Genomic DNA, 23,588 nt, shown 5'->3' with positions numbered 1-23,588 from the left:
CAACTCAAAAAGTTATTATTTAGTTCTTAAATTAGATAATTTTAGAGTTAAACCAGAGGAAAATTATATTTCGTGGTTGCTATGAATAATTCAGGCTAAATTATCCTGACTATAAATTGTCGGCAACCCATTTAAATCCATTTCTAGAATTCGGTGATAATTTACTATTTGAATAAATATTTTTCCATTATCATTTAAAATATCAGCTGCTAACTTTAAAAATTTATTTATTTTTGTTTGAGAAAGATGGACCAGTACATTCCCAATGATATAAATACCATCAAAACTTGAGCTATTAAATTTTTCTTTAATATGCATCATTCCCAACCTATAAAAATCTATATTCACCCTACTTTCTTTCATTTTTGACTCTGCTAAAGAAATCATTTCAGCATCAATATCAAATGCCTTAAGCTGATATCCTTTTTTCGCTAAGGCAATACTATAATTACCAGTTCCACAGCCAACATCCAACAGTTTTATGTCTTCTCTTTTTTCTTTTAAATTTTTAAATGTATTATCAATTAGTTCCAGCTTTTTATCATTAAGAGGGAAAATTTTATCATAATTTTTACTGAAATCTGAATAAAATTCCATATTTATCAACTCCTAAAATGAACTCTATTAAAAAACTTATTATTATTTGAATTAACCATTAATCATAAAAATCCTGCTTTAAACCAAAAAAACCTCTTTCAGCTGCAGACCAAAAGAGGTTTTAAAATAATTTAATTTTAAATCTATACTTTTTATTAAAATTCACTACTGTTTTCTCCAACATAACCACCATTCAGAACATTCTACTTCTCCCTGCCTAATTAGTTCTTTTCTTTCTTCAAGATGAGACTTATTCTTTTCGGGATGCTTAATTACCCTATAATCAAATACCTGACTGTCGGCCCAATTGAATTGTTCTTTATTTTTTTTATCCATTTTGCTCACTCCTCAATTTTTGATATTGATTACTAATTTCAATTATAGTAAAGATAAGTTTTTTTGTCAAGTATAAAAACAAAAAAGAACAGCCAGTTAAGACTGCTCTTTAAGGTATAGTTAATTTTTAAACCATTTTATTCTGAAACTATTCATTGATCATTTAGTTAAATTTAATCCATCTCTGTTAAAACAGCCCCAATTAATCCCGGGCCAGTATGAACAACCATAACAGGACTAATTTCACTAAAATAAGTTTCTTTGATCTGAGAAATCTTTTCAAACTTCTCTAAAAGGCCTTGAGCCTCTTCTTCTGCGGCTGCATTCATAATATCAACAATATATTCTTTACCATTCTGCAGTTTATCTTTAATTATAGAGTACATCTTTTTAAGAGATCTTTTTCGTCCTCTAACCTTATCAAAAGTAAAATATTCTCCTTCATCATCGATAGCAATTATTGGCTTAATATTTAAAAATTCAGCAATAGTTCCTGATACTTTACCAATTCTGCCCCCTTTTTTAAGATATTTAAGAGTTTCAACCACAAAAAAGACTTCAATCCTATCTTTTTTAGCTTCAACTTTCTCAATAATTTCTACAAAACTCAATTCACTATTCTCAACTAAATCATTTGCATAAAGCACAAGTCTTCCTAAACCTTTTGAGAGCATCTTTGAATCAATCACTTCAACTTCTATTCCTTCAATTTGATCAGAAACCATCATGCAATTACTATAAGTTGCAGATAATCCACTAGAAATATGAATAGATATGATATGAGTATAACCATCTTTTTTCAATTCAGTATACACATCCATTATTTCCTGTGGTGAGGGCATTGAGGTTGTTGGTATTTCTTTCTCAAAACTTTTATAAACTTCTGCCGGCGTAATATCTACTCGATCATGAAACTGCTGATCACTATATATTACTTTTAAGGGAATTGATGTTATATCATATTTCTCCAACTCTTCTTTCGTTAAATCAGAAGTACTGTCAGTTACTATTGCAATTTTTTCTTCCATAATTTTTTCTCCTTTTCTAATAATTAATATATTAAAAAATTAATCATCTGCTAAATTATCAAAATATCCCTGAATTAAAATTATAGGAGTTCCTTTATCTCCACTTCCACTAACTAAATCACATAAACTTCCCAGTAAATCAGTTAATCTTCTGGGAGTTGTACCCTGTGCTTTAATATTAGCAGTTAAATCTGCTTCTTTTTCTTTGATTTCATTTTTCATTGCAGCCAATAATTCTTCACCTTTTAAATCTTTGAGCTCATTATCAGCTAAATATTTTAATTTCACTTCATTGGGAGTTCCTTCTAACCCTTTGGTATAGGCAGGTGAAACAACGGGATCTGCAAGCTCCCAAATTTTTGCTGCTGGATCTTTGAAAGCTCCATCACCATAAATCATCACTTCTACTTCTTTGCCGCTAAATTCCTTTATCTTTTCTTGAACTGATTCCACAAATTGCTGTCCATCTTTAGGAAAAAGTTTTAACTTATTTTCAGACGCCTTATTGGATCCTAAAAGTCCATAATCAGGATTATAACCCTTACCCTGATCCTGGCTGCATAATTGATCAAGACTAATAACCTTATCGGCACCATTCTCCCTTAAAATTTCTTTTGTTCTTTCTCTAGTGTGAATATCAGCAGCAATTATTTGATCTGTATAATTTAAAATTGTTTCAGGCTGATTGGCTGCTATAATTTCTATGTCTGTATCGGCAGCAATGTTTTTATATAAATCAACATAATTAACACCAGTAAAGGGATGCTTAAAATCCGCAAATTTTTGATAATACTCCTCTTCTTCAATCACATATTGGTAAGGATCAATTTTTAAATCATAAATTTTTCTTGCATCTAAAAGTGGATTTCCAACTTCATCATTTGGATAGCTTAACTGCAGATATAATTTTTTACCGCTGGCTGCCAGCCCTTTTAAAATCATAGAAAAACGGTTTCTACTTAAAATTGGAAATACAATACCTATTGAGTCTCCACTAAAAGTATTGTTAATTTCAGCTGCAATATCTTTAATATTAATATAATTACCCTGAGCTCTAGCTACTAAAGATTCTGTAATTCCTAAAACATCTTTATCTCTGAGTCCAAAACCTTCCTCTTTAATAGATTGTTTTAAAGAATCAACAACTATATCCACCAGCTGATCCCCTTCTTTGACTATTGGTGCTCTAAGACCTCTCACTTCTGTACCAACCGTTCTCATTAATTTCACCTCAAAAATTTTAAATTTTTTACAACAAAACTCATTATAGCAAAAATATCATCAATTAAGCAAGTTTATGCTTTTGTCTTATTTTAATTTATTATAAATTTATTATACTATTTTTAGCTATTAATGTACAATAACAGCCTTTAAATTAGTAAAAATATTAGTTTAAAACTGAAAAAGATGGTTTCAATTCTATTTCAAGAACTGAAACCATCTTTGAAATTATGTTATTTTATTTTCTTAAATTTCTAATAATCTCTTCAAATTCTTCTTTAGAGATTTCTCCTTTTGCATAACGCTGTCTTGCAGTTTCTTCTGCACTATCTTTATAACTGCTTAATTGTTGATTATGATAGTTCTCTCTTCTATTACTTTGATTATAATTATTATTTTCATTATTTTTCTGTACAATAAAATAAATTACTGCTGCAATTAAAATAATCCAAAAAAACATCATAAAACCTCCACCTCCATAAAAACTATTGAATCCCATATGATGACCAAATCTTCCCATAGGACCAAATCTAAACATGGTATCACTGCTCCTTATTTAATCTTGAGTATTTAACTTTAATTATATCATATAGAATAAATGTGAAGAAAATATGAATTTTTTATTTTTTAAAATAATTAACTCCTGCTTTAAACAATTTTTGATCTTTTTCTCCAATAATATTTTTAGCAACATTTTTCCCGATTCTTTCAGAATGACCCATTTTACCAAAGACTCTTCCATCTGGACTGCAGATTCCTTCGACTGCTGCAATAGATCCATTTGGATTATAAGGTATTTCCATAGTTGGTTTTCCTGCTAAATTTACATACTGAGTTACAATCTGCCCATTCTCCTGCATTTTTTTTATCATTTCTGGCTCCGCAACAAAACGACCTTCCCCATGTGAAACCGGAATTGAATGTATTTCTCCAACTTCTACATTAGCAAGCCATGGTGATTTATTAGAAGTTATTTTAGTATTTACCATCTGAGAAACATGGCGTCCAATTGTATTATAAGTTAAAGTTGGTGAATTTTCCGTCAGATCTCTTATTTCTCCATAAGGTAAGAGGCCAAGTTTTACTAAAGCCTGAAAACCATTACAGATTCCAAGCATTAAGCCATCCCTCTTATTTAAAAGTTTCATTACTGCTTCTTTGATTTCAGGATTTCTAAATACCGCTGCAATAAATTTCCCTGATCCATCTGGCTCATCACCAGCACTAAAACCTCCTGGCAGCATTACAATCTGTGACTCCTCAATTAAAGCAGCCATTTTTTCAATTGAGTTTTCAATCTGTTTTGGTTCTAAATTTTTAAAGATAAAAGTCTCAACCTCAGCTCCAGCTTCTCTAAACTGACGGGCTGTATCATATTCGCAATTTGTGCCTGGAAAAACAGGTATTAAAACCTTAGGCTTAGCTGTCTTAATTTTTGAGTTAAGACTTTGCTCACTCTGATAGGGTTCAAAATCTAATAACTCTGCTTCCAGTTCTGGCTCAACTACTGCAGCAATCTCATCTTCTGCTGCTTCTGTTTTATATATTTTTTCTAGAGGCTCTGACCAGCTTTTGATAGCTTCTTCTATAGTTATTTCAACATTTTTAACTTTTATTATTTCTTCTGCAGTAGTTTGTCCAAGATATTTATAATCTAAACCTTTAAATAATTTTTCTGGTTCATAATTTTCTTGAACCTCTAAAATCAAGGCACCATATTCTGGTGAAAACAATAGATCCTCACTTAAATCAGCAGTGATTTCTGCACCAATCTTATTACCAAAACTCATTTTTGAAATAGCTTCTGCCAATCCACCAACAGTAATTGCTGAGGCAGCTTTAATTTTACCTTTTGAAATCAATTTTTCGACCTGAGAATAATTTTCTTTAAGTTTTTCTATATTTGGCAGCTCTGCTTCATCTCGCTCCACAGGCAGATAAATCAGCTTGCTGCCAGCTTCTTTAAACTCAGGTGAAATTATATTATTAACATTAACCGTATCTACAGCAAAGGAAACTAAAGTTGGCGGAACATCTATCTCTTTGAAGCTTCCGGACATACTGTCCTTGCCGCCAATAGCAGGCAGCCCGAAATCTTTTTGAGCTCTATAGGCTCCCAGCAGAGCACTAAAGGGTTTACCCCAGCGCTCTGGATTCTGTCGCAAACGCTCAAAATATTCTTGAAAAGTAAATCTTATTTTAGAATAGTCTCCACCAACTGCAGCAATTTTAGCAGTAGATTCAATCACTGCATAAAGTGCTCCGTGAAAAGGACTCCAGGTGCTCAGCTTAGAATCATAACCACAGCTCATAATTGTTCCTGTATTTGTTTCTCCTTGGATTAAAGGTATTTTTGCTGTCATTGCCTGAGTTGGGGTCAGCTGATACCTGCCACCAAATGGCATTGTTACACTTCCAGCTCCGATTGAGCTGTCAAATTTTTCAATTAGTCCTTTCTGACTGGCAACATTTATATCAGCTAAATTATTAAGCCACTTTTCTTTAAGTGTATCAGCTCCCGTTAGGCGCTCAAATACAGCATTTTTAAAATAATTTTGCTCTGCTTTAGGTCTGCTAACTTTAACTTCAGTCTTCTGAGATGCTCCATTTGTATCCAGAAAAGCTCGACTTAAATTTACAATATCAGCACCATTCCAATTCATAATTAAGCGGTGGTGATCTTTAACTTCTGCTACAACAGCTGCCTCCAAATTCTCTTCTGCAGCCAGCTGAATAAATTCATCTACATCAGCTGCTTCAATGACAACTGCCATTCTTTCCTGTGACTCTGAAATTGCAAGCTCGGTTCCATCTAAACCCTCATATTTTTTAGGTACAGCATCCAGATTTATCTCCAGTGCAGCTGCCAATTCACCAATAGCAACGGAAACCCCACCGGCTCCAAAATCATTACAGACTTTAATCTTTTTGCTGACTTCTGAATTTCTAAATAAACGCTGAATCTTTCTCTCAGTTGGTGGATTACCCTTCTGCACTTCAGCACTACTCTCTTCAATTGAATCTTCCGTGTGCACCTTGGAAGAACCGGTTGCTCCTCCACAGCCATCACGTCCTGTTTTACCGCCCAGCAGTACTATAATATCACCTGGTAGAGCTTCGCCTCTGACCACATTTTCTTTGGGGGCAGCTGCAATTACAGCTCCTATTTCCATGTGTTTAGCCAGGTAGCGCTCATTATAGATTTCATTGACCAGTCCAGTTGCCAGACCAATCTGATTTCCATAAGAACTGTAACCATCAGAAGCTTTCTGGACAATTTTTTTCTGAGGTAATTTACCTGCTAGAGTTTCTTCAATTGGAGTTCTGGGATCACCAGCTCCAGTTAACCGCATTGCCTGATAAACATAGGAACGACCAGATAATGGATCTCTAATTGCTCCACCAAGACAGGTGGCCGCACCACCAAAGGGCTCAATCTCAGTTGGATGGTTATGAGTTTCATTTTTAAACATCACCAGCCAGTCTTCATCTTTACCGTCCACATCAACAGTGACTTCAATACTGGCAGCATTAACTTCATTTGAAATCTCTAAATCATCTAATTTACCTGCTGCTCTTAATTCTTTCATTCCCAGCAGAGCAATATCCATCAAGCAGATATCTTTTTCTTCGCCCTGATAAATTTTTTGACGCCCATTTAAATACTCCTGATAAGCTTGTTTTATTCCTTCAGTAAATTTACTTGCTTCTATTTCTACTTTTTCAATTTTGGTTAAAAAAGTTGTATGTCGGCAGTGATCAGACCAATAAGTATCCAGCACTCTAATCTCAGTGATTGTTGGATCTCTTTTTTCTTCATCTCTAAAATAGATCTGGGTATGCTTTAAATCTGCCATACTCATTGCCAGACCAAGTTCGGACAGTACATTTTTTAAGCCGTCTTCATCTGCTTCAATAAATCCAGCTATAGTCTCTATTTTTTCAGGAACTTTATAATTCATTTCCAGTGTTTCTGGTTTTTCTAGTGCTGCCTCTCTCGAATCAACAGGATTAATATAATAATCTTTTATTTGTTCTACTTCTTTTTTATCTAAATTTCCTTTTAAAATAAATATCTGGGCCACCCGAACAGTCGGTTTCTCGTCAGTATTCAAAATTTGAATACACTGTTCTGCGGAGTCAGCCCGCTGATCATATTGTCCGGGCAGATATTCAACTGCAAAAATTTCTTCATCTGCTTCAGTCTCAATTTTTTCTTGATAAATTAAATCTATCGGAAGCTCTGCCAAAATTGTTTCACAAGCTTCGTGATAAGCTTTCTCAGAAATATCTTTAATATCATAACGATTGAGCAGTCTTAAAGATTCTAAATGCTCTAACTCCAAACTCTCTCTAAAATCATGCAGCAGCTCTTCTGCCTGAACATCAAAACCTTCCTTTTTCTCAACAAAAACCCTTCTGATCTGATCTGCCATTTTAAGCGCCCCTTTTTGAAAATTTTTATAACTTCTAAAACTACCTCAAATAAATTATAAACTCGGCTCCCTATTCTTAATTATTCATAATAAATTACAAAAGTTTTTTCTAATTAAATCAAAATATGAAACTTAGTTATTCTTTAATTTTTTATCGGAATGATATCAATATTCTTATTAGAATTAACTTTTATAAGAACAAAAATCCCTTGTAATTTAATTATAGAATGATACACTTAAGTAGTAAAATTAATAATACTAATATCATTAATAAGGAGGATTAATTAATGGCTTTAAATTATGAATTATATAAAGTTTTTTATCAAGTTGCAGTTAACTTAAGTTTTTCTGAAGCTGCTGAAAATTTATATATATCTCAATCTGCCGTTAGTCAAAATATTAAAAGTTTAGAAAAAGAGCTCAAGACTGAACTTTTCATCCGCAGCACCCGCAATGTAAGGTTGACTGAAGCAGGAAAAATATTATTTGAACATATTGAGCCGGCATTTAATTTAATTGAAAGTGGAGAAAAAAGCATCAGAGAAATCAATTCTTTAGAAAGAGGAGAAATCCATATTGGTGCTAATGATACAATCTCTAAGGATTATTTGCTTCCCTATTTGAATAAATTTCACCAGCTTTACCCAGAAATACAAATTCAGATTACAAATAGGACCTCCAGCACCTGTATTGACCTCCTGCAGCAGAGCAAAGTTGATCTAATTATCAGCAATCTTCCCAATTCAAAAATCACTGAGCAGATGGAATGTCAGGAAATTTTCAGTTTTAATGATCTTTTTATAGCAGGCAGTGAATTTAAAGAATTGAGAGAAAAAGAAATTAAACTGAGGGAAATAAAAAACTATCCTCTCTTAATGCTGGAAGCAAAAACTACAACCCGAAAATTTCTGGAGAATGCTTTAACTAAACTGGATATTGAAATTGAGGCTGCAGTCGAACTCGGAAGTGTTGACTTATTAATCGAAATGACAAAAATTGGTCTCGGTATTGCACTGGTACCTGAATACTGTCTTGACCTCAAAGAAAAAGGTTTATTTAAAGTTAAAACAAAAGAAAAACTGCCAGCAAGAAAACTGGCAGTGATAAAAATGAAAAATATTCCAATTTCAAAATCAGCAGATAAATTTATACAAATAATTACTGATGTGCTTTATTAATAAAAATAATTTGAAAATTTGAGCTATTCTAACTGAAAAGTAATTATTTAAGGTCTTCGTAAAACTTTCCAGCTAATTCAAATTTTGAACCCCTGTATTTAAGCAAATTAACATTTTTTCTGCAGGCCTTTTTAACCGCTATTTGTTCAAAATCCTTACCTTCTACTAAAATAACAGCTGAAATATCAGCTAACAGAGCCACACCAACAGTCACCAGACCATCTAAAATAGTCAGCCAGATATTACCCTCTTCTGCCATTTTCATTACATCATGAGGTTCATCCCCAAAATAAACACCATTAATTTCAACATCCAGGTTGTTTCCAGCGACTATTTCCAGTTTGTATTTTTCTGCAAATTCTCTTACTGTCATCTTTAATTCCTCCCTAAAATTTAATTAATAGCTTATTTACTATATTCTTGCTGACTAAAACATTTCCTTCTTTTGAGCAGTATTTATACTCAATCCTGCATTAATAATCTTAGATCCGTATCTTTTAAATCAGGGATTAAAATCCCCATAATTTGGTATAAATATAAAAATTCATCTAAGAGATCCCCTCTATCTTCTTCAGGTATATTTCCTTCTGCTTCCATAAATTCTTCCAGATTATCATTGATATTAGAAAATGAACGAAACAATTTGCGGACTGGATTTCTATTATGATCCTTACTCCCATCATCCCAGTAATCTTTCATCTTTAACCTTTCCCTTCTCAATAATACAGCCGAAACTGCTTCTTCCATTGGAATATGAAGATATTTATAAAATAAATCTATCACAGCCTGACTTTCTTTTCTGCTTAAATTATACTTAATTACTGCATCTAAAAGTTGATTAGCCTTATTAGGGTCACCTGTTTTAGAAGATAAAGCATGGGCCAAACTTAAATGAGATAAGGTAATAGGAGAGTCTTCTTTTAAAACTTCCTGTTGATATTTTTCCTTCATTTCAAGAATGTTTAACCAGAGAGTTAGTGTAGTTCGGGCAACTCCTAGTTTTTCTGCAGCATCTTTTTTACTTAAATTATTGTCTTCAATAAATTTATTTATAGAAATGGCCCTCTCTAAGGGATTCAAATCCTGCCTCTGTAAATTTTCTATTAACTGTATTTGTCGAAACTTTTCTGGAGAAATATTCTCGTCAAATATTACAGCTGCAATTTTATCTTTTTTATCCTTTTTTACAGCTCTTAGCCTTCTTTCTCCAGCTATTAGCAAATAATGATCTTCTTTTTTCTGGACTACAATTGGCTGTAGTTGACCTACTTCAGCAATGGACTTTGCTAGACTATCTATTCTTTCTTCAGAAAAATCATGACGCACCTGTTCCGAACGACTTTTTATATCATTTAATGCTATTTCTTTATATTTCATTTTATCCCCCAATTTCTCACTGCAGATTTAAAATTTAAATTTATTCTAACTAAAAACTAAAATTGATTTTTATTTAATTTTAACATATCATATTAATAGATTGAATATAAATTTAGCTGAAAGTAGAACTTATAATCCCAAACTAAATCTATAAGGAGCATCTAGAATGAAAAAGCATCTTAATATAATTAGTTTAACAAATAAATTGGAAAAAATAAACTACCTGAGAGTAGAAAAAGATAAAAATTTAGCAGAATTTTCAAGTTTTAAGGTTGGTGGTCCTGCCGACTTATTCTTAGTACCACAAAAAATTGAAGCGTTACAAGAACTAATGCCTTTACTTATAAAATCAGATCTGCCTTATTTTATTTTAGGCAGAGGCAGCAATTTAATCATTTCTGATAAGGGTTATCAAGGTATTATTATTTATACAGCAGCTTTAAATAATTATCAGATTAATAATAATATAATCACTGCTCAATCTGGGCTTGAATTAAAAGAAATTGCTGATTTAGCTTATGAAAATTCTCTAAGCGGTTTTGAATTTGCCGCTGGTATCCCTGGTTCTCTAGGAGGTGCCCTTTATATGAATGCTGGTGCCTATGGAGGAGAAATGAAAGATGTAATAATTAAAGCTAAATTTGTTAATCAAACTGGAAAACTGATTGATTTAAATAAGTCTGAGTTGAATTTAGATTATAGAACAAGTATTTTACAAAAAGAAAACCCTGATTGGGTTGCGGTTAGTGTAACACTCAAACTCCAAAAAGCTAAGCAAAAAATTATCAAAGCGAAAATGGATGAATTACATCAAAAACGCTGGAGTAAACAGCCAATGGAATTACCAAGTGCAGGGAGCATATTTAAAAGACCACCTGGACATTATACAGGGCCTCTAATCGAAGAAGCAGGCCTTAAAGGGTATCAAATAGGTGGAGCTCAGGTTTCTACCAAACACGCAGGTTTTATAGTCAATAAAGGCAGTGCAACTGCTGAAGATATAATTAATCTAATTAACAAAATAAAAGAAGAGGTCTATAAAATTAGCGGAGTCCAACTTGAAGTCGAACCCCGTTTTTTAGGTGAATTTTAATCGAGCAGTTCCTCCTTTTTACTGCGGGGGAGCTGCTTGATTTCATATTCTCTTTTCTGGGCCAGACTGCGGTTCTTAAAGGATTCCTGATGCCGAAGCTTAACCGGCAGACGTCCCCGCGTATATTTAGCTCCCTGACCAGCATTATGTTCTTCCAGTCTCCGCTCTACATCAGTAGTATAGCCTGTATAAAAGCTGCCGTCACTGCATTCAACCACATAAATATAATGTAAATTATTAGACTTATTATCTTTAATAACTTCTACTTCTTCTTTATTTTTTTCCATATTCCTGAATATATTTGCCGAGTGCCCTTAAGTGCTCTTTTTCTTCTTCAATTAGCTGCTTAACAGCTTCAATAGTTTTTCCTTCATTGTAATCACACATTTCACGATAAAATAAAATAGAATCTTTTTCAGCCTGAATAGCCAGTTTTAAAGCTTTTTCTACATCATTTAAAGCTTCAACTGATTCGTCACTGTCATCCTTAGGAAAAACAGAATACTCAATTAAATAATTAAAATAGGCACTTACATCCTCTTCATAAAGGTAATCTGCGTTATCGTCTCCCTCACGCAGTTCCTCTGTTAAAGCTACAAATTTTTCATAATGATCCTGTTCATCCTGAGCTAATCTTTTAAAGAGTTCTCTCAAATCTCTATTTTCTGCTGCCTCAGCATGTTTTAAATAAAACTTTTTTCCTCTTTTTTCAATATCCTTAGCCATTTCCATTACTTCTAATGCATTAAATCTTTCTTTCACTGTAAACCCCTCCAAATTGTAATTATTTGATAATGTTTTTGCAATATTAATGTTATAATAAACTTCTTTTCAATCATTAATTTATCTAAATTGTATCATATATTTTGGATTATTTAAATAAAAAAAGCCCAGCTCAAAAGCCAGGCTGTTTCTGTTATTTGAGGCAGAACTAATTCAGATTATTCTAAACTATAATCTAAATTAAAACTGATAACCTAAGGAAACAGTTAACTTGGAATATTCAACATCTACGTTATTGCCAGATCCACGAAAACCATCTGCTTCACCATTATTAACTGAATACATTAGCTCTGCAGACATATTATTTGATAAATCCATACCTGCACCAACAGCATAATACATACCACCAGAAGTATCAGAGGTATTATCCATATCAAAGCTGTTATAACCTAAGTGACCTAAGAAATAATAGGGACTGTTCTGCATATTATAGTGAGCTAGAGCATAGAAAGGAACAAAGTTTAGAGAGTCGTTTAAACCATTATCATCTAAATCACGATCTAATTGATACTGAACTCCACCACCAAAGGTCCACTCAGAAGTATAAGGAACTTTATATTCTCCAACAAGTGTAAATCCAGACTCTACATCTGTATCACCATAACCATCGATATCTGCTTCTCCACCAAAATCAATTGCACCTTTAATATCCCAGTAACCTGGAACCTGTGCCATAGAAGCTGAAGAAACACCAACAACTAAAAACAATGCTAAAAATAAAACTAATGCTATTTTTTTCATCTTAATTACCTCCAATATTTTTTATATTAAAATTGTACCTGCCTCAAAAACTATTTATTTTCCCATATACTTATTTTATCACATTAAATATTAATATCAACCAGCGCTGTTATGCCGACACCTTCAATTCGATCAATATTCTTAATATTAACTGGATTAGTTGTATTTACAGGAATTAAAGCTCTAATTCTAAAATCTCCGCCTTTAAAATCGCCTTCAAGCTGAGCAACTGCCTTTACTTTCTCCACCTTTTCCTTTGGTCCAGAAACCTGGACTGCACCAGCATAAGAGTTAGAACCAACAGTTACAATTGGTACTACTTTTGTTTCTTCTTTAACTTCTACTCCATTATTTAAAGTTAAAGTATTAATAAAATTATTTATCGGTTCAGCAAATTGATCCACAACAACTCCTATTCCAACAGTCTTTAAAATTGATCCTAATATATTAGAATCAGCTTTTGTCACAGTAGACACAACTGGCAAAACTATAACTGTAAGCACCAATACCATCACAATAAATTTATAAAAGTTTTTCATTTTCTCATCGCTCCTAACATTATTTAATCTTCAATTTAATTAAAACTCATAACCTAACTCTAAGCCCACCCTATCATCTTCTTCCTCAAAATCATAAGCAAAATATAAATCTAAAGCTATCGGTCTTAAACCCAGCAAAAATAGTTGTGAGTTCAAACCTATGCCAGCAGTTTCTCCACTGTTTTCTTCATTTTCGTAATAATCAGCAAACAAATAAGCACCTATATCTGTAGTCTGGAAAAATCCTCCAAGGTAAATCGGATCAATAAATTGGTGATTATAGTTGAAATCTAAAGCAGCCTGAAATTCTGTTGTCTCAGATAAAGACTGCCCTCTATAAATTATTGGAGAATCTAATAAATTAGTATTATTATAAACTATACTGCTTTCTAAACTCCATTTGGAGCCAAGATCTAAATGGATAATATTAGATGATAACACTTTTGCCTCTGACCTATCGATATTATAGATAAAATCATTTTCTGTCTCAAAATCAAATAAATTACCTGTTTTACCAAAGCTGCTGCTCAGTAAATAATATTCTTCATTTCTTTGCTGTCCATAGCCCAGAGAACTCTGAAAATAATCAGCAAAATATTTAATTTCAAAACGATAGTCATCTTTGGTCTCAGACTGATAATCATTTGCATAAGCTAAGAAAAGATCGGTCCTTTTGGTCAGTTTTTTCAACTCAAGGCGAGCTTCATATCCTTCATTAAAAAAATCATCACCCTTTATATCAAAAGATAAATTATCTTTTTTTAATTCTATTCCTGTCTGAAAATTATCTTCAAAAGGAACTATCAGTTCCTGATCAAAATAAGATTGATCATGTCCATAATTCAAAAATAGTGATCTATCACTACCATCGACAATAAAGCGATTATTTTCAAGATCATTTAAAATATCCTGAATATTTACTTTTTCTTTTTCTTCATATTTATAAAATTCAATTTCTCTTTTTTCTAATTCTTGTTTTAAAGAAGGTATTATTTTTTTTGTGCTTTGATAACCATGTTTTACTAATTTAGGAGCCTGATTAAAATCCATAAAGGTGTAATCATCTACATCAATATCAATAACAAAATCAGCATAATTTTTTATTATCTGTTGAGAATAATTATCCTGTATGATATTTAAAAATCTATTAATAGAAGCTGAAGCACTATTAAATGTTTCGTGATTTTCCTTTGGAAAAGAAGTAGTAGCAATTACAAAATCTGCTCCCAAAACTGCGGCAGCCTTAGCGGGAGTTGCTTCCAAAATTCCTGCATCCATAAAATATCTGTCATTACGAGTTTCAATTGGAAAATAAATTGGAATTGAATAAGAACTCTGGATAACTTCTGATATTCTACCACTAGTGGTAATATATTTTTTTCCTTCCCCAAGTTCAAAACTCAAAAGGGCTGCGGGAGTCTGAAAATTTTCTAACCTTTTATTAGGTGCAATCTCTTCTAAAAAAAGATTTAGCTTTTTAGTATCAATTAAAGAACCACTACCACCGATACCTGGTTCAACAAGCCGACCAAATGAAGTAGTTGTAACTACATCAAGCATCTGCTCAGTATTTAAACCACTTCCATACATCACACTGACTATTGCTCCCATGCTGGTCCCTGTCATAAAATCAAAAGGTATTCCTGCTTCCTCTAAAGCTTTGATTACACCAAAGTTAACCATTGCTCTGGCCCCTCCACCTGAAAGAGCCAAACCAACAACAGGGCGCCTCAAATTATTATAATTAGCAGTAAAATCATCATAATTTTCTACTAAATAACTTTCTCCTCCCAATTCAATTTCTGTCACCTCAAGCTCATTTGCCTGCTCTGCATAAACAGATGTAGAAAAAACAATTATTACTATCCAAATAAACAAAAATATTTTTTTCATTATCTCACCCTCGATGAAAAACTAAGTAAGGATAATTTGAATTATCCTTCATTATCTGCATTATACTATATAATACCTGTTATTTCTAGCTTTTTAAACAGATAATATCTCAGATTCAGATTTTACTTTTAAACTAAAATAAAATATAATATTAGTGTAGAGAAGATTTTCGTCTAAAGTCGCAAATCAATAATCTAAAAGGAGGAATCATTTATGCCACATATTGTTTTTGACGGACCTGAACTCAGCAAAGAGCAGAAAAAAGAACTTATTAAAAATTTCACCGATACTGCCAGTAAGGTCACAAATATTCCTAAAGAAGCATTTGTTGTAATGATAAAAGAAAACGATCTAGAAAATATTGGTGTTGGTGGAGAACTTTTATCTGAAAAAAAGTAAATATTATTCCTAAAATTAGAAAATAATTATTCACTAAAGAGCTCCCTGGAAATCTTATTTAAAAGCTAATTATTTATTTCCCGGGAGTTTAAATTTATAAAATTTCTAATCATAAATTAATCCCTCTTTATTGTATAGTTTATAATTCTCTTCTTCATCCATCTCATAACAAGAGTATCCAGCAAACCACGCCACATCCTATTATTTACTCCATATTTTGATTCCCCATATTTGCGAGGATAATGATTAACTGCAACTTCCTTAACCCTGTATTTATTCATTCGCGCCAGGGTAGGATAAAACCTGTGCATTCCCTTAAAAGGATAAAACTCTTTATGTATTTCATTTTTGAATATCTTTAGAGGACAACCTGTATCAGTAATTTCTTCACCAGTAATAAAATTCCTAACCCCATTAGCAATTAATGAAGATATCTTTTTAACAATTCCATCATTACGATTAACTCTTTTCCCGACTACCATATCATATTCTTTAAGATAGGGAAGCATTTTAAATATATCCTCCGGTCTAACCTGAAGATCTGCATCTAAAGTAATTATATATTCACCTTCAGCTTCTCTAAACCCTGCTAAAAAAGCCGCAGTCTGACCATTATTCTCCTTAAAATGTACTGCCGAAAGTATTTCTATTTCTGATGCAAGCTCATCTATTTTTTTGCTGCTTCCATCCTGACTGCCATCATCAACATAAATGATCTGATAATCTAAATTTTCACTTCCTAATTCTTCAATAATGCTCTCCGTTAAAGGAGATAAATTTTTAAGTTCATTATAAACTGGTACTACAATTGAAAAATCATACTTATTCTTTTTCATGTCCTCACAACCTTTTAAAATATAGTTCTTATCCGTTTCTATTGGTGAAAAAAATAGCTAAAAAGAAAACCCTTAGTTTGTCAATTTTTTTAATCCGGGAAGTCTACAAAACTCCCCGGATTTTTATTAATTAAATTAGTTTAGATGCCTCTTCTTTTGTAATCCCTTTTACTTTTGCAACTACAATTGTTCGCAAATCCGTCACTAAAGAATAAAAAATCGGAATTACAAAAAGAGTTAAAAAAGTAGCAAAGGTTAAGCCGCTAACAATTACTATTCCCATTGGCTGAGTTGATTCTGATCCTTCTCCAATTCCCATAGCTATTGGCAGCAAACCTAAGATAGTTGTCAGTGCTGTCATCATAATTGGACGCAGTCTAACCGTCCCGGCTGTTATAATAGCCTCAATTCTTTCTGTACCTCTGCGGCGCAGCTGATTAATGTAATCAACCATAACTATCGCATTATTTACAACTATTCCCGCCAGAGTTATTAAGCCCAATATTGAAGCAACAGAAACGATAGAATTAGTTATATACATACCAAAAATAACGCCAATCACTGCCAGTGGAATAGTGAACATAATTGTAAATGGATGGACTAATGATTCAAATTGGGAAGCCATAACCATATAAATTAGAATTACAGCCAGCCCGAAAGCCATGCCGAGACTGCTAAAGGACTCCTGCATATCAGCAAACTCACCTTCATAACTGAATCTATAACCATCCGGTAATTCTAGTTCAGATAAACGAGATTGAATCTGATCCATTACTGTACCAAGATCTACGCCGTGAATGTCAGCAGTTATTTCAGAATGACGCTCCTGATCTTTGCGTAAAATTTCTACTGGCCCTTCAGTAATTTCCAGACTTGCTACCCTACTTAATGGTATCATCTCACCAGATGCAATTTGAATATTAAGTTCTGGCACCTGAGACATCTGTTCTATTTGATCTTCCTGCAGACGAACTCTAATATCATATTCATCACCGGCAACTTCATATCTTGTTGAAGTATTCCCATTAATAGCTGTCCTGACTGTATTTGCTATTTGACTTACATTTAAACCAAAGCGGCTTGCAATAGAGCGGTTAACCTTTATCTGATATTCGGGCTGTCCTTCTGAAAGACTATTGTCAATTTCTCTTAAGCCCTCAATATCTTCTATGGCTGCAGTAGCTTTGGCAGTTTCTTGCTCCAATACATCTAAATCGTCCCCAAACAGTTTTACATTGACCGGAGCACCACCTCCACTAAAACCCTGTTGTTCTTCAACAGAGAGGTCTACATCAGGTAGATTAATACTTTGTCGAATTTCTTCCATTACTTCTGCTGTTGACCGATCTCTTTCAGCCAGATCAACCAGATCCACATTTATAATTCCCAGATGACTGCTGGTAGAAGTAGACATCCTCTGACTACCAGATCCAACTGTAGAAATTATTGTTTTAACTTCTTCTATATTCATCAGTACAGATTCAATTTCTGTGGAAACTTCGTTAGAACGTGATAATGCAGTCCCCACCGGGAGTTCATAGCTAACTGAAAATGATCCCCGATCTGTACTGGGCATAAATTCAAATCCTATTTGTGGAATTAGTGCCAAACTACCGATCAGCATAATTACTAATAAGATAATAACTACCCAGCGGTGTTTAAGAACCCTACTTAGTGCTTTCCGATAAATTCTTTTTATTCTACCTTCTTTTTCAGTTCTATCTAATTCTTTCTGCGTAACTTTCAGAATTTTGGAAGCCAGCATAGGAATCAGGGTTAGAGCAACTATTAAAGAAGCAATTAAAGAAAAGGCTACTGTGAGTGCCAGATCCTTAAATAACTGACCTGCCATTCCTTCCACAAAAACTATAGGTAAGAAAACAACTACAGTAGTAACTGTAGAAGCAGCAATAGCCATTCCAACCTCAGAGGCTCCTTCGCGGGCAGCTTCAATTTTACCTTCACCCATACTTCGATAACGATATATATTTTCCAGAACAACTACTGCATTATCCACCAGCATACCGACCCCCAGGGCCAGTCCACCAAGTGAAATAACATTTAAATTAACGTCTGCGAAGTACATTAAAATAAAAGTACCAATAATTGAGATCGGCATTGCTGTTGCAATAATTATTGTACTGCGAATATTTCTTAAGAACAAGAAGAGTATAATTACAGCTAAAAGGCCACCAAGAATAGCATTTTGACTTACACTGGCAATGGATTTTTCTATAAACTCAGACTGATCCATCGCAATTGAAAAACTGTAATTAGGATAATCATTTTGTATTTGATCTATTTCTGCTCTAACAGCACCCGCTACTTCAACGGTATTTGCATCTGTTTGTTTCTGGATTGCGAGTGATAAACTGCGCTTTCCATTAGTTCTGGATAAAGTTTTTAGATCAGCAAAACCATCCCTAACTTCTGCTACATCGGATAATTTAATCTGTCCATTCCCCACCGGAATATTAATGTTTCTAATTTCATCTAAATTAGAAAATTTACCAACTGTTCGAACTAAAAATTCTTTATCGCCCCGCAGTACATCACCTGCGGAAACATTAATATTTTCAGCTCTCACGATATTGGTAATAGTATTAAAGTCAAGATTGTAATGACTCAGTTTATCTCGTTTAAGAGCAACAATTATTTCTCTCGTCAGTCCCCCCCGCATATTTACCTGGGCAACTCCCGAGATACGTTCCAGTCTGGGAATTAATTCATCTTCAACCTCTTCTTTTAATTCATCAATCTCTAAACCTTGGGCTGAAACACCATAGACCATAATCGGAATCATGGCAGGATCAAATTTAAAAATCATCGGACTGTCAGCATCTTCAGGTAAAGTCATACTATTAACTAAATCCACCTGTTCTCTCAAATCCTGAACAGCAAAATCCATATCACGACCCCAGTTAAATTCTACAACAACTGTTGAGGACCCTCTGGAGGAAGTTGACGTAATACTTTTAACTCCCTCAACTGTAGCCACTGAGCTTTCTATTTCTTTTGTAATTAAATTCTCTATTTCTTCTGAACCCACACCTTCATAAGTTGTAACTATTGCTGCACCAGGAAAGGTGATATCTGGGAAAAGGTCAAGACTTAATCTGGAAAGTGCTACTGATCCAATCAGCAGCACCATTAAAATGATCATTGCAGTTGTAACTGACCTCTTTATCGAAAAATCGGATAACTTCATTAATTTCTCACCTCAACTTCCTGACCGGCTTCTAAATTGCTTTGTCCTCGAATTATAACATCCACATCTGCATTTAAACCTGCCAGAACTTCAACTCTGCTGTCAGTTTTAATTCCTATTTTTAAATCCTTTCTTACAGCTTTCCCGTCTTCTACCACAAAAAGATATGGATTATCACTATTAAGATTAACAATACTCTCTATGGGCACAACTACTGCTGAACCAGATTTTCCTTTAGCAATTTTAACATCTGCAAACATTCCAGCTCTTAACCTGTGATCAGGATTAGGAATTTTTGCTTTAACTAAATAGGTACGGCTGGAAGGGTTAGCTGCGGGTGATATGTTGGTAATTTCGCCTTCTATATAATGCTGCATTGTCTCAGCTTTTACTTCTACAACTTCACCTTTTTTAACTGCAGAGGCAGTTGAAGCTGTAACATCAATTTCTGCATAAAGTTCTTTAGTATTAACCAGATGAATAACGGTCTGACCGGCAGTTATTATTTCCCCCTGATCAATATTAACTTTATTTATTAAGCCGGCAACAGGTGCTGTTATTTGAGTTTTAGAAATTTGATCTTCAATCTGGGCCAGACTTGCCTCCGCCTGTCTTACTGAAGCCAGACCGGCTCTTACTCTTTCCTGCCTGGGACCACGCTCTGCCTCTGCTAAATTTGCCCTTGCCACTTCTAAATTGCTGCGGGCATTTTTAACCTGTCTCCGCGCATTTTCAAGCTGCTGTTTTAATTCTGTTGGATTGTTAAATGTTTTCTTTGCAAGCTGATAACTTTCTTCAGCTAAAGAAAAAGCTGATTTTGCCTGATTTAAAGACACTTCAGCATTCTCAAATGCACTTTTTGCATTATCAAATTCTTTTTCAGAAACAACATCATCGTTATATAATTTTTTTGAACGATCATAATCTCTTTTTGCCTGCTCATAATTAATTTTAGCCTGATTTAAATTATGTCTTGAGCTTTCAAGCTGCTGTTCAGCACTAACAAGCTGCTGTTCTAAAGCTCTTCTGTCATTATATAATTCTTCCATTAATTTGAGATTTATTTCTGCACTTTCTAAACTTGCTTTTGCATTTTCATAAGTGGAACGAACTCTGTCCATTTCTTCCTTAGTGACTCCATTTTTTAATTCCTGATAATTTGCACGAGCTTTCTCCAAAGAAGCCTCTGCCTGTTTTTTCTGAATTAAAAGAGACTCATCATCAATTTTTATAAGTTCTTCATCTTTCTTAACTTCTTCTCCAATTTCTACATTAATCTTTTCTGCTACTCCACCGATCTGAGCTGGAACATTTACATCCTGAATTGGAGTTAGGATACCTGTAATTATTTCATTTATACTAATATCTTCTTTAATAGATTTTGCAGTTTCTACAACCTGAGTATTATTCTGCGCAAAGGCTGTAGAGCTTATAAAGACTAACAGCAATATCAAAACAAGTATTTTTCTATTTCTCATTATTTACCACATCCCCAAAATATTCTTTTAGTCGTCCACTTTTATATAAAGTTCTAAATCTTTCGATATCATATTCATATTCTGACTGCAGTAAAGAAATTTTAGCTTGATTATAGGTTGATTGAGCATCTATAACATCAGTATTGCTTGCAACTCCAGCCTCATAACTCTTATTTGCAATTTCTAAATTTTCTGCAGCATTTTCTAAAGAAAGTATTTCTAAGTCAATTTTTTCTGCATTTTCTTTAACAGTTAAAATAGAATCTTCAACTTCAATATTTAAATTTTCCAGTAGATCCTGACGGTTATTTGCTAACTTCTGCAGTTCATTTTCCTGTTTATCAGCATTAATTCCACCTTTGCCACCATCATATAATGGTACATTTACTCCCAAAGTCATTGACCAGCTTTTTTCATCCATAAATTCTTCTCCCTGCCAGTCATAAGAACCATTTAGAGAAACATTTGGCCGATAGTACTGACCTTCTAATTTTTGATTTAACTTTACAATTTCTTTATTTAATTCTAAGATCATTAGCTGAGGATCATTTTCTACAGCAGTTTTAAATAATTGATCCTGGTCTAAACTGAAATCAAATTCTGTTTTCGGTTTTTCAACACTATATTGAGCTTCATAATTTAATAACTGGGCCAGTCGGCGGCGAGCTATCTTAAGATTATTTCTGGCTGCTGTCAGCTCTTCTTCAGCATTTCTTTGTTCAATCTGACTTTGCAGCAAATCTCTGCGAATGGCTATTCCAGCTTCTAAATTATTCTTTACTACTCGCAAATGTTCATTTACTATATCTAAAGCTTCTTGTCTAATCTCAACCATTCCTTCAGCTTGCAGAACTCCATAATAGGCTTGAATTAGAGAAAAAATCTGATCTTCAACTGTTTTCTCATATTCAGTTCTTGCAATTTCTAAACCATAAGCTGCAATTTCTTTCTGCATACTAACTTTTCCACCCATCCAAATTGGCTGAGTTAGAGAAATTGAGGTTGAATAATTTTCATCAGGACCATACCCCCCTAATGGAAGCTGTTGTCCTTCATCAAATTTAGTATAAGAGCTCTGCAGATCTAGGGTTGGAAAATAACTCCTTACTGCCAGTTCCTCATCTTTTTCAGCATTATCTATATCCTGGCGGGCATTTTTTAAAGTTCTATTTTCTTCAATTAATAATTTTACGGCTTCTTCTAATTCTAAGTTTTCAGCTGCTATAACAGCAGAGCTGGAAAAAAATAAAATCATTAACAAAAATAAAGTTATAACTGTGTTTTTTTTATTAACTTTAATTTTCATCTAATTAATTCTCCTTCCTGCTAATTCCATTCATTATAAAATCATAAATAAAATTAATTTTCTTTTCTACCTGAGCATGATCCAATAATTCTTTGGTTTGAGGCATAAATAAAACTGATAAAAGCATAGTTGAAATATCAACCGGATTTTCATTTTTAATGATACCTTCATCAATTCCTTGTTTAATAATTTCTGCTACAACATCTATATTTTCTTTGTGTTTAGCTTCAATTGTATCTTTAAATTCATTACTGATTAGTTCAACATTATTTCTAAATACATCTATCATATTTAAATGTTCAACCAGAGTATTTAAAACAAATTTAATTAAGTGATGAATTTTCTCATTACTATTTTGGTCTGTTTGAACAATTTTTTTAAATTGATTATTAAAATAATTCATTCCATTGATTGTTATTTCTCTAAATAAATCTTCTTTACTGTCAAAATGCCAGTAAAGTGTCCCCTTGCTTATGCCAGCTCCTTCAGCTATTTCTGACATGGAAACAGCATGATAATTATTTTTAGAAAAAAGCTGAACAGCTGATTTTAAAATTTTGCCTCTAGTATCCTCTGCCATAAATTCCTCCTTATGTCTAAAATGAATTTACTCGACTAACCGGTCAGTAGTAATTATATATTTTTTTTTAGAATTTGTCAACCGTTCGGTCGAGTCAATCCAAAAAAATTACTCAACTGTATAATCATCAATATCAATGGCATCTGGATCTTTTTTGTTTTTTTCTAAATCAGGATCTCCATTATTATATTTATTTAATAAACTTCTTAGCACCGGCCACATTACTATAAAAACTGCTATATCATCTATCTGACCTAAGACAGGAAAAAAATCTCCTACTAAATCAAAAGGAAAAATCAAATAAGCTATTGGAACTAAAAATAATGCCTTTTTGGATATTTTGACATCAGAATCTTTCATGAATTGTATTATTCTCACAACTGTTGTTATACTTCTAGACATTATTGCTCACCTCATTTTGAATTATATACCTTTTACCTGCTTTTTAAAACAAACTATTTTACTTGACGCTCCTCGGGGCAAGCCCACGAGGATTCCTTATTCATAGAACCTAGCCTTTTTACAGTTAATCTCACAAATCTTTCTTTTGTAGCAGATA

The 23,588-nt window shown here is 33.2% G+C and carries 22 protein-coding genes; 3 read left to right on the top strand and 19 right to left on the bottom strand.

The window, feature by feature from the left end; genetic code table 11:
- Positions 1-90: 90 nt before the first annotated feature.
- The 6 genes from C7954_RS11810 to C7954_RS11790 all read right to left on the bottom strand — a co-directional run bounded on the left by C7954_RS11810 (position 91) and on the right by C7954_RS11790 (position 7,618).
- Complete coding sequence (locus tag C7954_RS11810; protein WP_134060085.1) at positions 91-597, bottom strand: class I SAM-dependent methyltransferase; 507 nt, start codon at positions 595-597, stop codon at positions 91-93.
- A 165-nt stretch (positions 598-762) separates the two neighbouring features.
- Positions 763-933, bottom strand: coding sequence for a peroxiredoxin (locus C7954_RS13730; RefSeq protein WP_159429273.1), 171 nt, complete (start codon positions 931-933; stop codon positions 763-765).
- Between the two features lie 173 nt (positions 934-1,106).
- On the bottom strand, positions 1,107-1,961 hold the full coding sequence (locus C7954_RS11805; RefSeq protein ID WP_073159947.1) for a DegV family protein: 855 nt from the start codon (positions 1,959-1,961) through the stop codon (positions 1,107-1,109).
- Between the two features lie 39 nt (positions 1,962-2,000).
- Positions 2,001-3,182, bottom strand: coding sequence for a coenzyme F420-0:L-glutamate ligase (locus C7954_RS11800; protein WP_073159945.1), 1,182 nt, complete (start codon positions 3,180-3,182; stop codon positions 2,001-2,003).
- A gap of 238 nt (positions 3,183-3,420) precedes the next feature.
- Entirely contained in the window at positions 3,421-3,720 is a 300-nt protein-coding gene (locus C7954_RS11795) for an SHOCT domain-containing protein (RefSeq protein ID WP_073159943.1), read from the bottom strand.
- Positions 3,721-3,802: 82 nt separating this feature from the next.
- Positions 3,803-7,618: a phosphoribosylformylglycinamidine synthase gene (locus C7954_RS11790; RefSeq protein WP_089717235.1), complete on the bottom strand. Its 3,816-nt coding sequence runs from the start codon at positions 7,616-7,618 to the stop codon at positions 3,803-3,805.
- A gap of 287 nt (positions 7,619-7,905) precedes the next feature.
- Between C7954_RS11790 and C7954_RS11785 the strand changes: the two genes are divergently transcribed.
- Positions 7,906-8,796 carry a LysR family transcriptional regulator gene (locus tag C7954_RS11785; RefSeq protein WP_134060083.1) on the top strand — a complete coding sequence of 297 codons (891 nt, stop codon included), beginning with the start codon at positions 7,906-7,908 and terminating at the stop codon, positions 8,794-8,796.
- A gap of 43 nt (positions 8,797-8,839) precedes the next feature.
- Here the strand turns inward: C7954_RS11785 and C7954_RS11780 are convergent, their stop codons facing one another.
- Together C7954_RS11780 and C7954_RS11775 are read right to left on the bottom strand one after the other, a co-directional pair.
- Entirely contained in the window at positions 8,840-9,169 is a 330-nt protein-coding gene (locus C7954_RS11780) for a hypothetical protein (RefSeq protein WP_089717237.1), read from the bottom strand.
- Between the two features lie 89 nt (positions 9,170-9,258).
- Positions 9,259-10,173 (bottom strand): ParB/RepB/Spo0J family partition protein, encoded by a 915-nt coding sequence (locus C7954_RS11775; protein ID WP_073159935.1) that lies wholly within the window; start codon positions 10,171-10,173, stop codon positions 9,259-9,261.
- A 166-nt stretch (positions 10,174-10,339) separates the two neighbouring features.
- On the opposite strand from C7954_RS11775, the gene murB reads away from it, so the two are divergent.
- The gene (gene murB, locus C7954_RS11770; protein ID WP_073159933.1) at positions 10,340-11,266 is read left to right on the top strand and encodes a UDP-N-acetylmuramate dehydrogenase; all 927 of its coding nucleotides are present in this window, start codon (positions 10,340-10,342) and stop codon (positions 11,264-11,266) included.
- On the opposite strand, the gene C7954_RS11765 is transcribed toward murB, so the two are convergent.
- From C7954_RS11765 to C7954_RS11745, 5 genes are all read right to left on the bottom strand, one after another.
- Positions 11,263-11,553 (bottom strand): GIY-YIG nuclease family protein, encoded by a 291-nt coding sequence (locus C7954_RS11765; RefSeq protein WP_073159931.1) that lies wholly within the window; start codon positions 11,551-11,553, stop codon positions 11,263-11,265. The genes murB and C7954_RS11765 overlap by 4 nt on opposite strands.
- A complete protein-coding gene (locus C7954_RS11760) occupies positions 11,540-12,028 on the bottom strand; it encodes a ferritin-like domain-containing protein (RefSeq protein ID WP_073159929.1) in 489 nt (162 codons plus the stop codon). The genes C7954_RS11765 and C7954_RS11760 overlap by 14 nt, the downstream gene beginning before the upstream one ends.
- A 201-nt stretch (positions 12,029-12,229) precedes the next feature.
- The gene (locus tag C7954_RS11755; protein WP_073159927.1) at positions 12,230-12,790 is read right to left on the bottom strand and encodes an outer membrane beta-barrel protein; all 561 of its coding nucleotides are present in this window, start codon (positions 12,788-12,790) and stop codon (positions 12,230-12,232) included.
- Positions 12,791-12,873: 83 nt separating this feature from the next.
- Positions 12,874-13,329: a hypothetical protein gene (locus C7954_RS11750; RefSeq protein WP_073159925.1), complete on the bottom strand. Its 456-nt coding sequence runs from the start codon at positions 13,327-13,329 to the stop codon at positions 12,874-12,876.
- 39 nt (positions 13,330-13,368) lie between these two features.
- On the bottom strand, positions 13,369-15,222 hold the full coding sequence (locus tag C7954_RS11745) for a patatin-like phospholipase family protein (RefSeq protein ID WP_134060081.1): 1,854 nt from the start codon (positions 15,220-15,222) through the stop codon (positions 13,369-13,371).
- Positions 15,223-15,435: 213 nt separating this feature from the next.
- Between C7954_RS11745 and dmpI the strand changes: the two genes are divergently transcribed.
- Positions 15,436-15,621, top strand: coding sequence for a 4-oxalocrotonate tautomerase DmpI (gene dmpI / locus C7954_RS11740; RefSeq protein WP_073159919.1), 186 nt, complete (start codon positions 15,436-15,438; stop codon positions 15,619-15,621).
- A gap of 116 nt (positions 15,622-15,737) precedes the next feature.
- On the opposite strand, the gene C7954_RS11735 is transcribed toward dmpI, so the two are convergent.
- The 6 genes from C7954_RS11735 to C7954_RS11710 form a co-directional block, all read right to left on the bottom strand.
- Positions 15,738-16,457 (bottom strand): glycosyltransferase family 2 protein, encoded by a 720-nt coding sequence (locus C7954_RS11735; protein WP_073159917.1) that lies wholly within the window; start codon positions 16,455-16,457, stop codon positions 15,738-15,740.
- 130 nt (positions 16,458-16,587) lie between these two features.
- Positions 16,588-19,665, bottom strand: a complete 3,078-nt coding sequence (locus C7954_RS11730) for an efflux RND transporter permease subunit (protein ID WP_134060079.1) — start codon at positions 19,663-19,665, stop codon at positions 16,588-16,590.
- Positions 19,665-21,143, bottom strand: a complete 1,479-nt coding sequence (locus C7954_RS11725; protein ID WP_073159913.1) for an efflux RND transporter periplasmic adaptor subunit — start codon at positions 21,141-21,143, stop codon at positions 19,665-19,667. The genes C7954_RS11730 and C7954_RS11725 overlap by 1 nt, the downstream gene beginning before the upstream one ends.
- Entirely contained in the window at positions 21,133-22,449 is a 1,317-nt protein-coding gene (locus tag C7954_RS11720) for a TolC family protein (protein WP_073159911.1), read from the bottom strand. Before C7954_RS11720 ends, C7954_RS11725 begins: the two co-directional genes overlap by 11 nt.
- A gap of 4 nt (positions 22,450-22,453) precedes the next feature.
- Entirely contained in the window at positions 22,454-23,029 is a 576-nt protein-coding gene (locus tag C7954_RS11715) for a TetR/AcrR family transcriptional regulator (RefSeq protein WP_134060077.1), read from the bottom strand.
- A 108-nt stretch (positions 23,030-23,137) separates the two neighbouring features.
- Positions 23,138-23,431, bottom strand: coding sequence for a YkvA family protein (locus C7954_RS11710; RefSeq protein ID WP_073159907.1), 294 nt, complete (start codon positions 23,429-23,431; stop codon positions 23,138-23,140).
- Between the last annotated feature and the right edge of the window lie 157 nt (positions 23,432-23,588).

The organism is Halanaerobium congolense, from assembly GCF_004366375.1.
Classification (GTDB): Bacteria; Bacillota; Halanaerobiia; order Halanaerobiales; family Halanaerobiaceae; genus Halanaerobium; species Halanaerobium congolense.
This window is presented reverse-complemented; position numbering and strand designations above follow the sequence as displayed.

What these genes read in the sequence shown, in the direction of transcription:
- C7954_RS11780 (WP_089717237.1), bottom strand. Translation starts at nt 9,169, where the DNA reads ATGACAGTAAGAGAATTTGCAGAAAAATACAAACTGGAAATAGTCGCT.
- C7954_RS11755 (WP_073159927.1), bottom strand. Translation starts at nt 12,790, where the DNA reads ATGAAAAAAATAGCATTAGTTTTATTTTTAGCATTGTTTTTAGTTGTT.
- dmpI (WP_073159919.1), top strand. Translation starts at nt 15,436, where the DNA reads ATGCCACATATTGTTTTTGACGGACCTGAACTCAGCAAAGAGCAGAAA.
- C7954_RS11800 (WP_073159945.1), bottom strand. Translation starts at nt 3,182, where the DNA reads ATGAGAACGGTTGGTACAGAAGTGAGAGGTCTTAGAGCACCAATAGTC.
- C7954_RS11735 (WP_073159917.1), bottom strand. Translation starts at nt 16,457, where the DNA reads ATGAAAAAGAATAAGTATGATTTTTCAATTGTAGTACCAGTTTATAAT.
- C7954_RS11725 (WP_073159913.1), bottom strand. Translation starts at nt 21,143, where the DNA reads ATGAGAAATAGAAAAATACTTGTTTTGATATTGCTGTTAGTCTTTATA.
- C7954_RS11810 (WP_134060085.1), bottom strand. Translation starts at nt 597, where the DNA reads ATGGAATTTTATTCAGATTTCAGTAAAAATTATGATAAAATTTTCCCT.
- C7954_RS11710 (WP_073159907.1), bottom strand. Translation starts at nt 23,431, where the DNA reads ATGTCTAGAAGTATAACAACAGTTGTGAGAATAATACAATTCATGAAA.
- C7954_RS11730 (WP_134060079.1), bottom strand. Translation starts at nt 19,665, where the DNA reads ATGAAGTTATCCGATTTTTCGATAAAGAGGTCAGTTACAACTGCAATG.
- C7954_RS11775 (WP_073159935.1), bottom strand. Translation starts at nt 10,173, where the DNA reads ATGAAATATAAAGAAATAGCATTAAATGATATAAAAAGTCGTTCGGAA.
- C7954_RS11765 (WP_073159931.1), bottom strand. Translation starts at nt 11,553, where the DNA reads ATGGAAAAAAATAAAGAAGAAGTAGAAGTTATTAAAGATAATAAGTCT.
- C7954_RS11720 (WP_073159911.1), bottom strand. Translation starts at nt 22,449, where the DNA reads ATGAAAATTAAAGTTAATAAAAAAAACACAGTTATAACTTTATTTTTG.
- C7954_RS11805 (WP_073159947.1), bottom strand. Translation starts at nt 1,961, where the DNA reads ATGGAAGAAAAAATTGCAATAGTAACTGACAGTACTTCTGATTTAACG.
- C7954_RS11715 (WP_134060077.1), bottom strand. Translation starts at nt 23,029, where the DNA reads ATGGCAGAGGATACTAGAGGCAAAATTTTAAAATCAGCTGTTCAGCTT.
- C7954_RS11785 (WP_134060083.1), top strand. Translation starts at nt 7,906, where the DNA reads ATGGCTTTAAATTATGAATTATATAAAGTTTTTTATCAAGTTGCAGTT.
- C7954_RS11795 (WP_073159943.1), bottom strand. Translation starts at nt 3,720, where the DNA reads ATGTTTAGATTTGGTCCTATGGGAAGATTTGGTCATCATATGGGATTC.
- C7954_RS11750 (WP_073159925.1), bottom strand. Translation starts at nt 13,329, where the DNA reads ATGAAAAACTTTTATAAATTTATTGTGATGGTATTGGTGCTTACAGTT.
- C7954_RS11790 (WP_089717235.1), bottom strand. Translation starts at nt 7,618, where the DNA reads ATGGCAGATCAGATCAGAAGGGTTTTTGTTGAGAAAAAGGAAGGTTTT.
- murB (WP_073159933.1), top strand. Translation starts at nt 10,340, where the DNA reads ATGAAAAAGCATCTTAATATAATTAGTTTAACAAATAAATTGGAAAAA.
- C7954_RS11745 (WP_134060081.1), bottom strand. Translation starts at nt 15,222, where the DNA reads ATGAAAAAAATATTTTTGTTTATTTGGATAGTAATAATTGTTTTTTCT.
- C7954_RS13730 (WP_159429273.1), bottom strand. Translation starts at nt 933, where the DNA reads ATGGATAAAAAAAATAAAGAACAATTCAATTGGGCCGACAGTCAGGTA.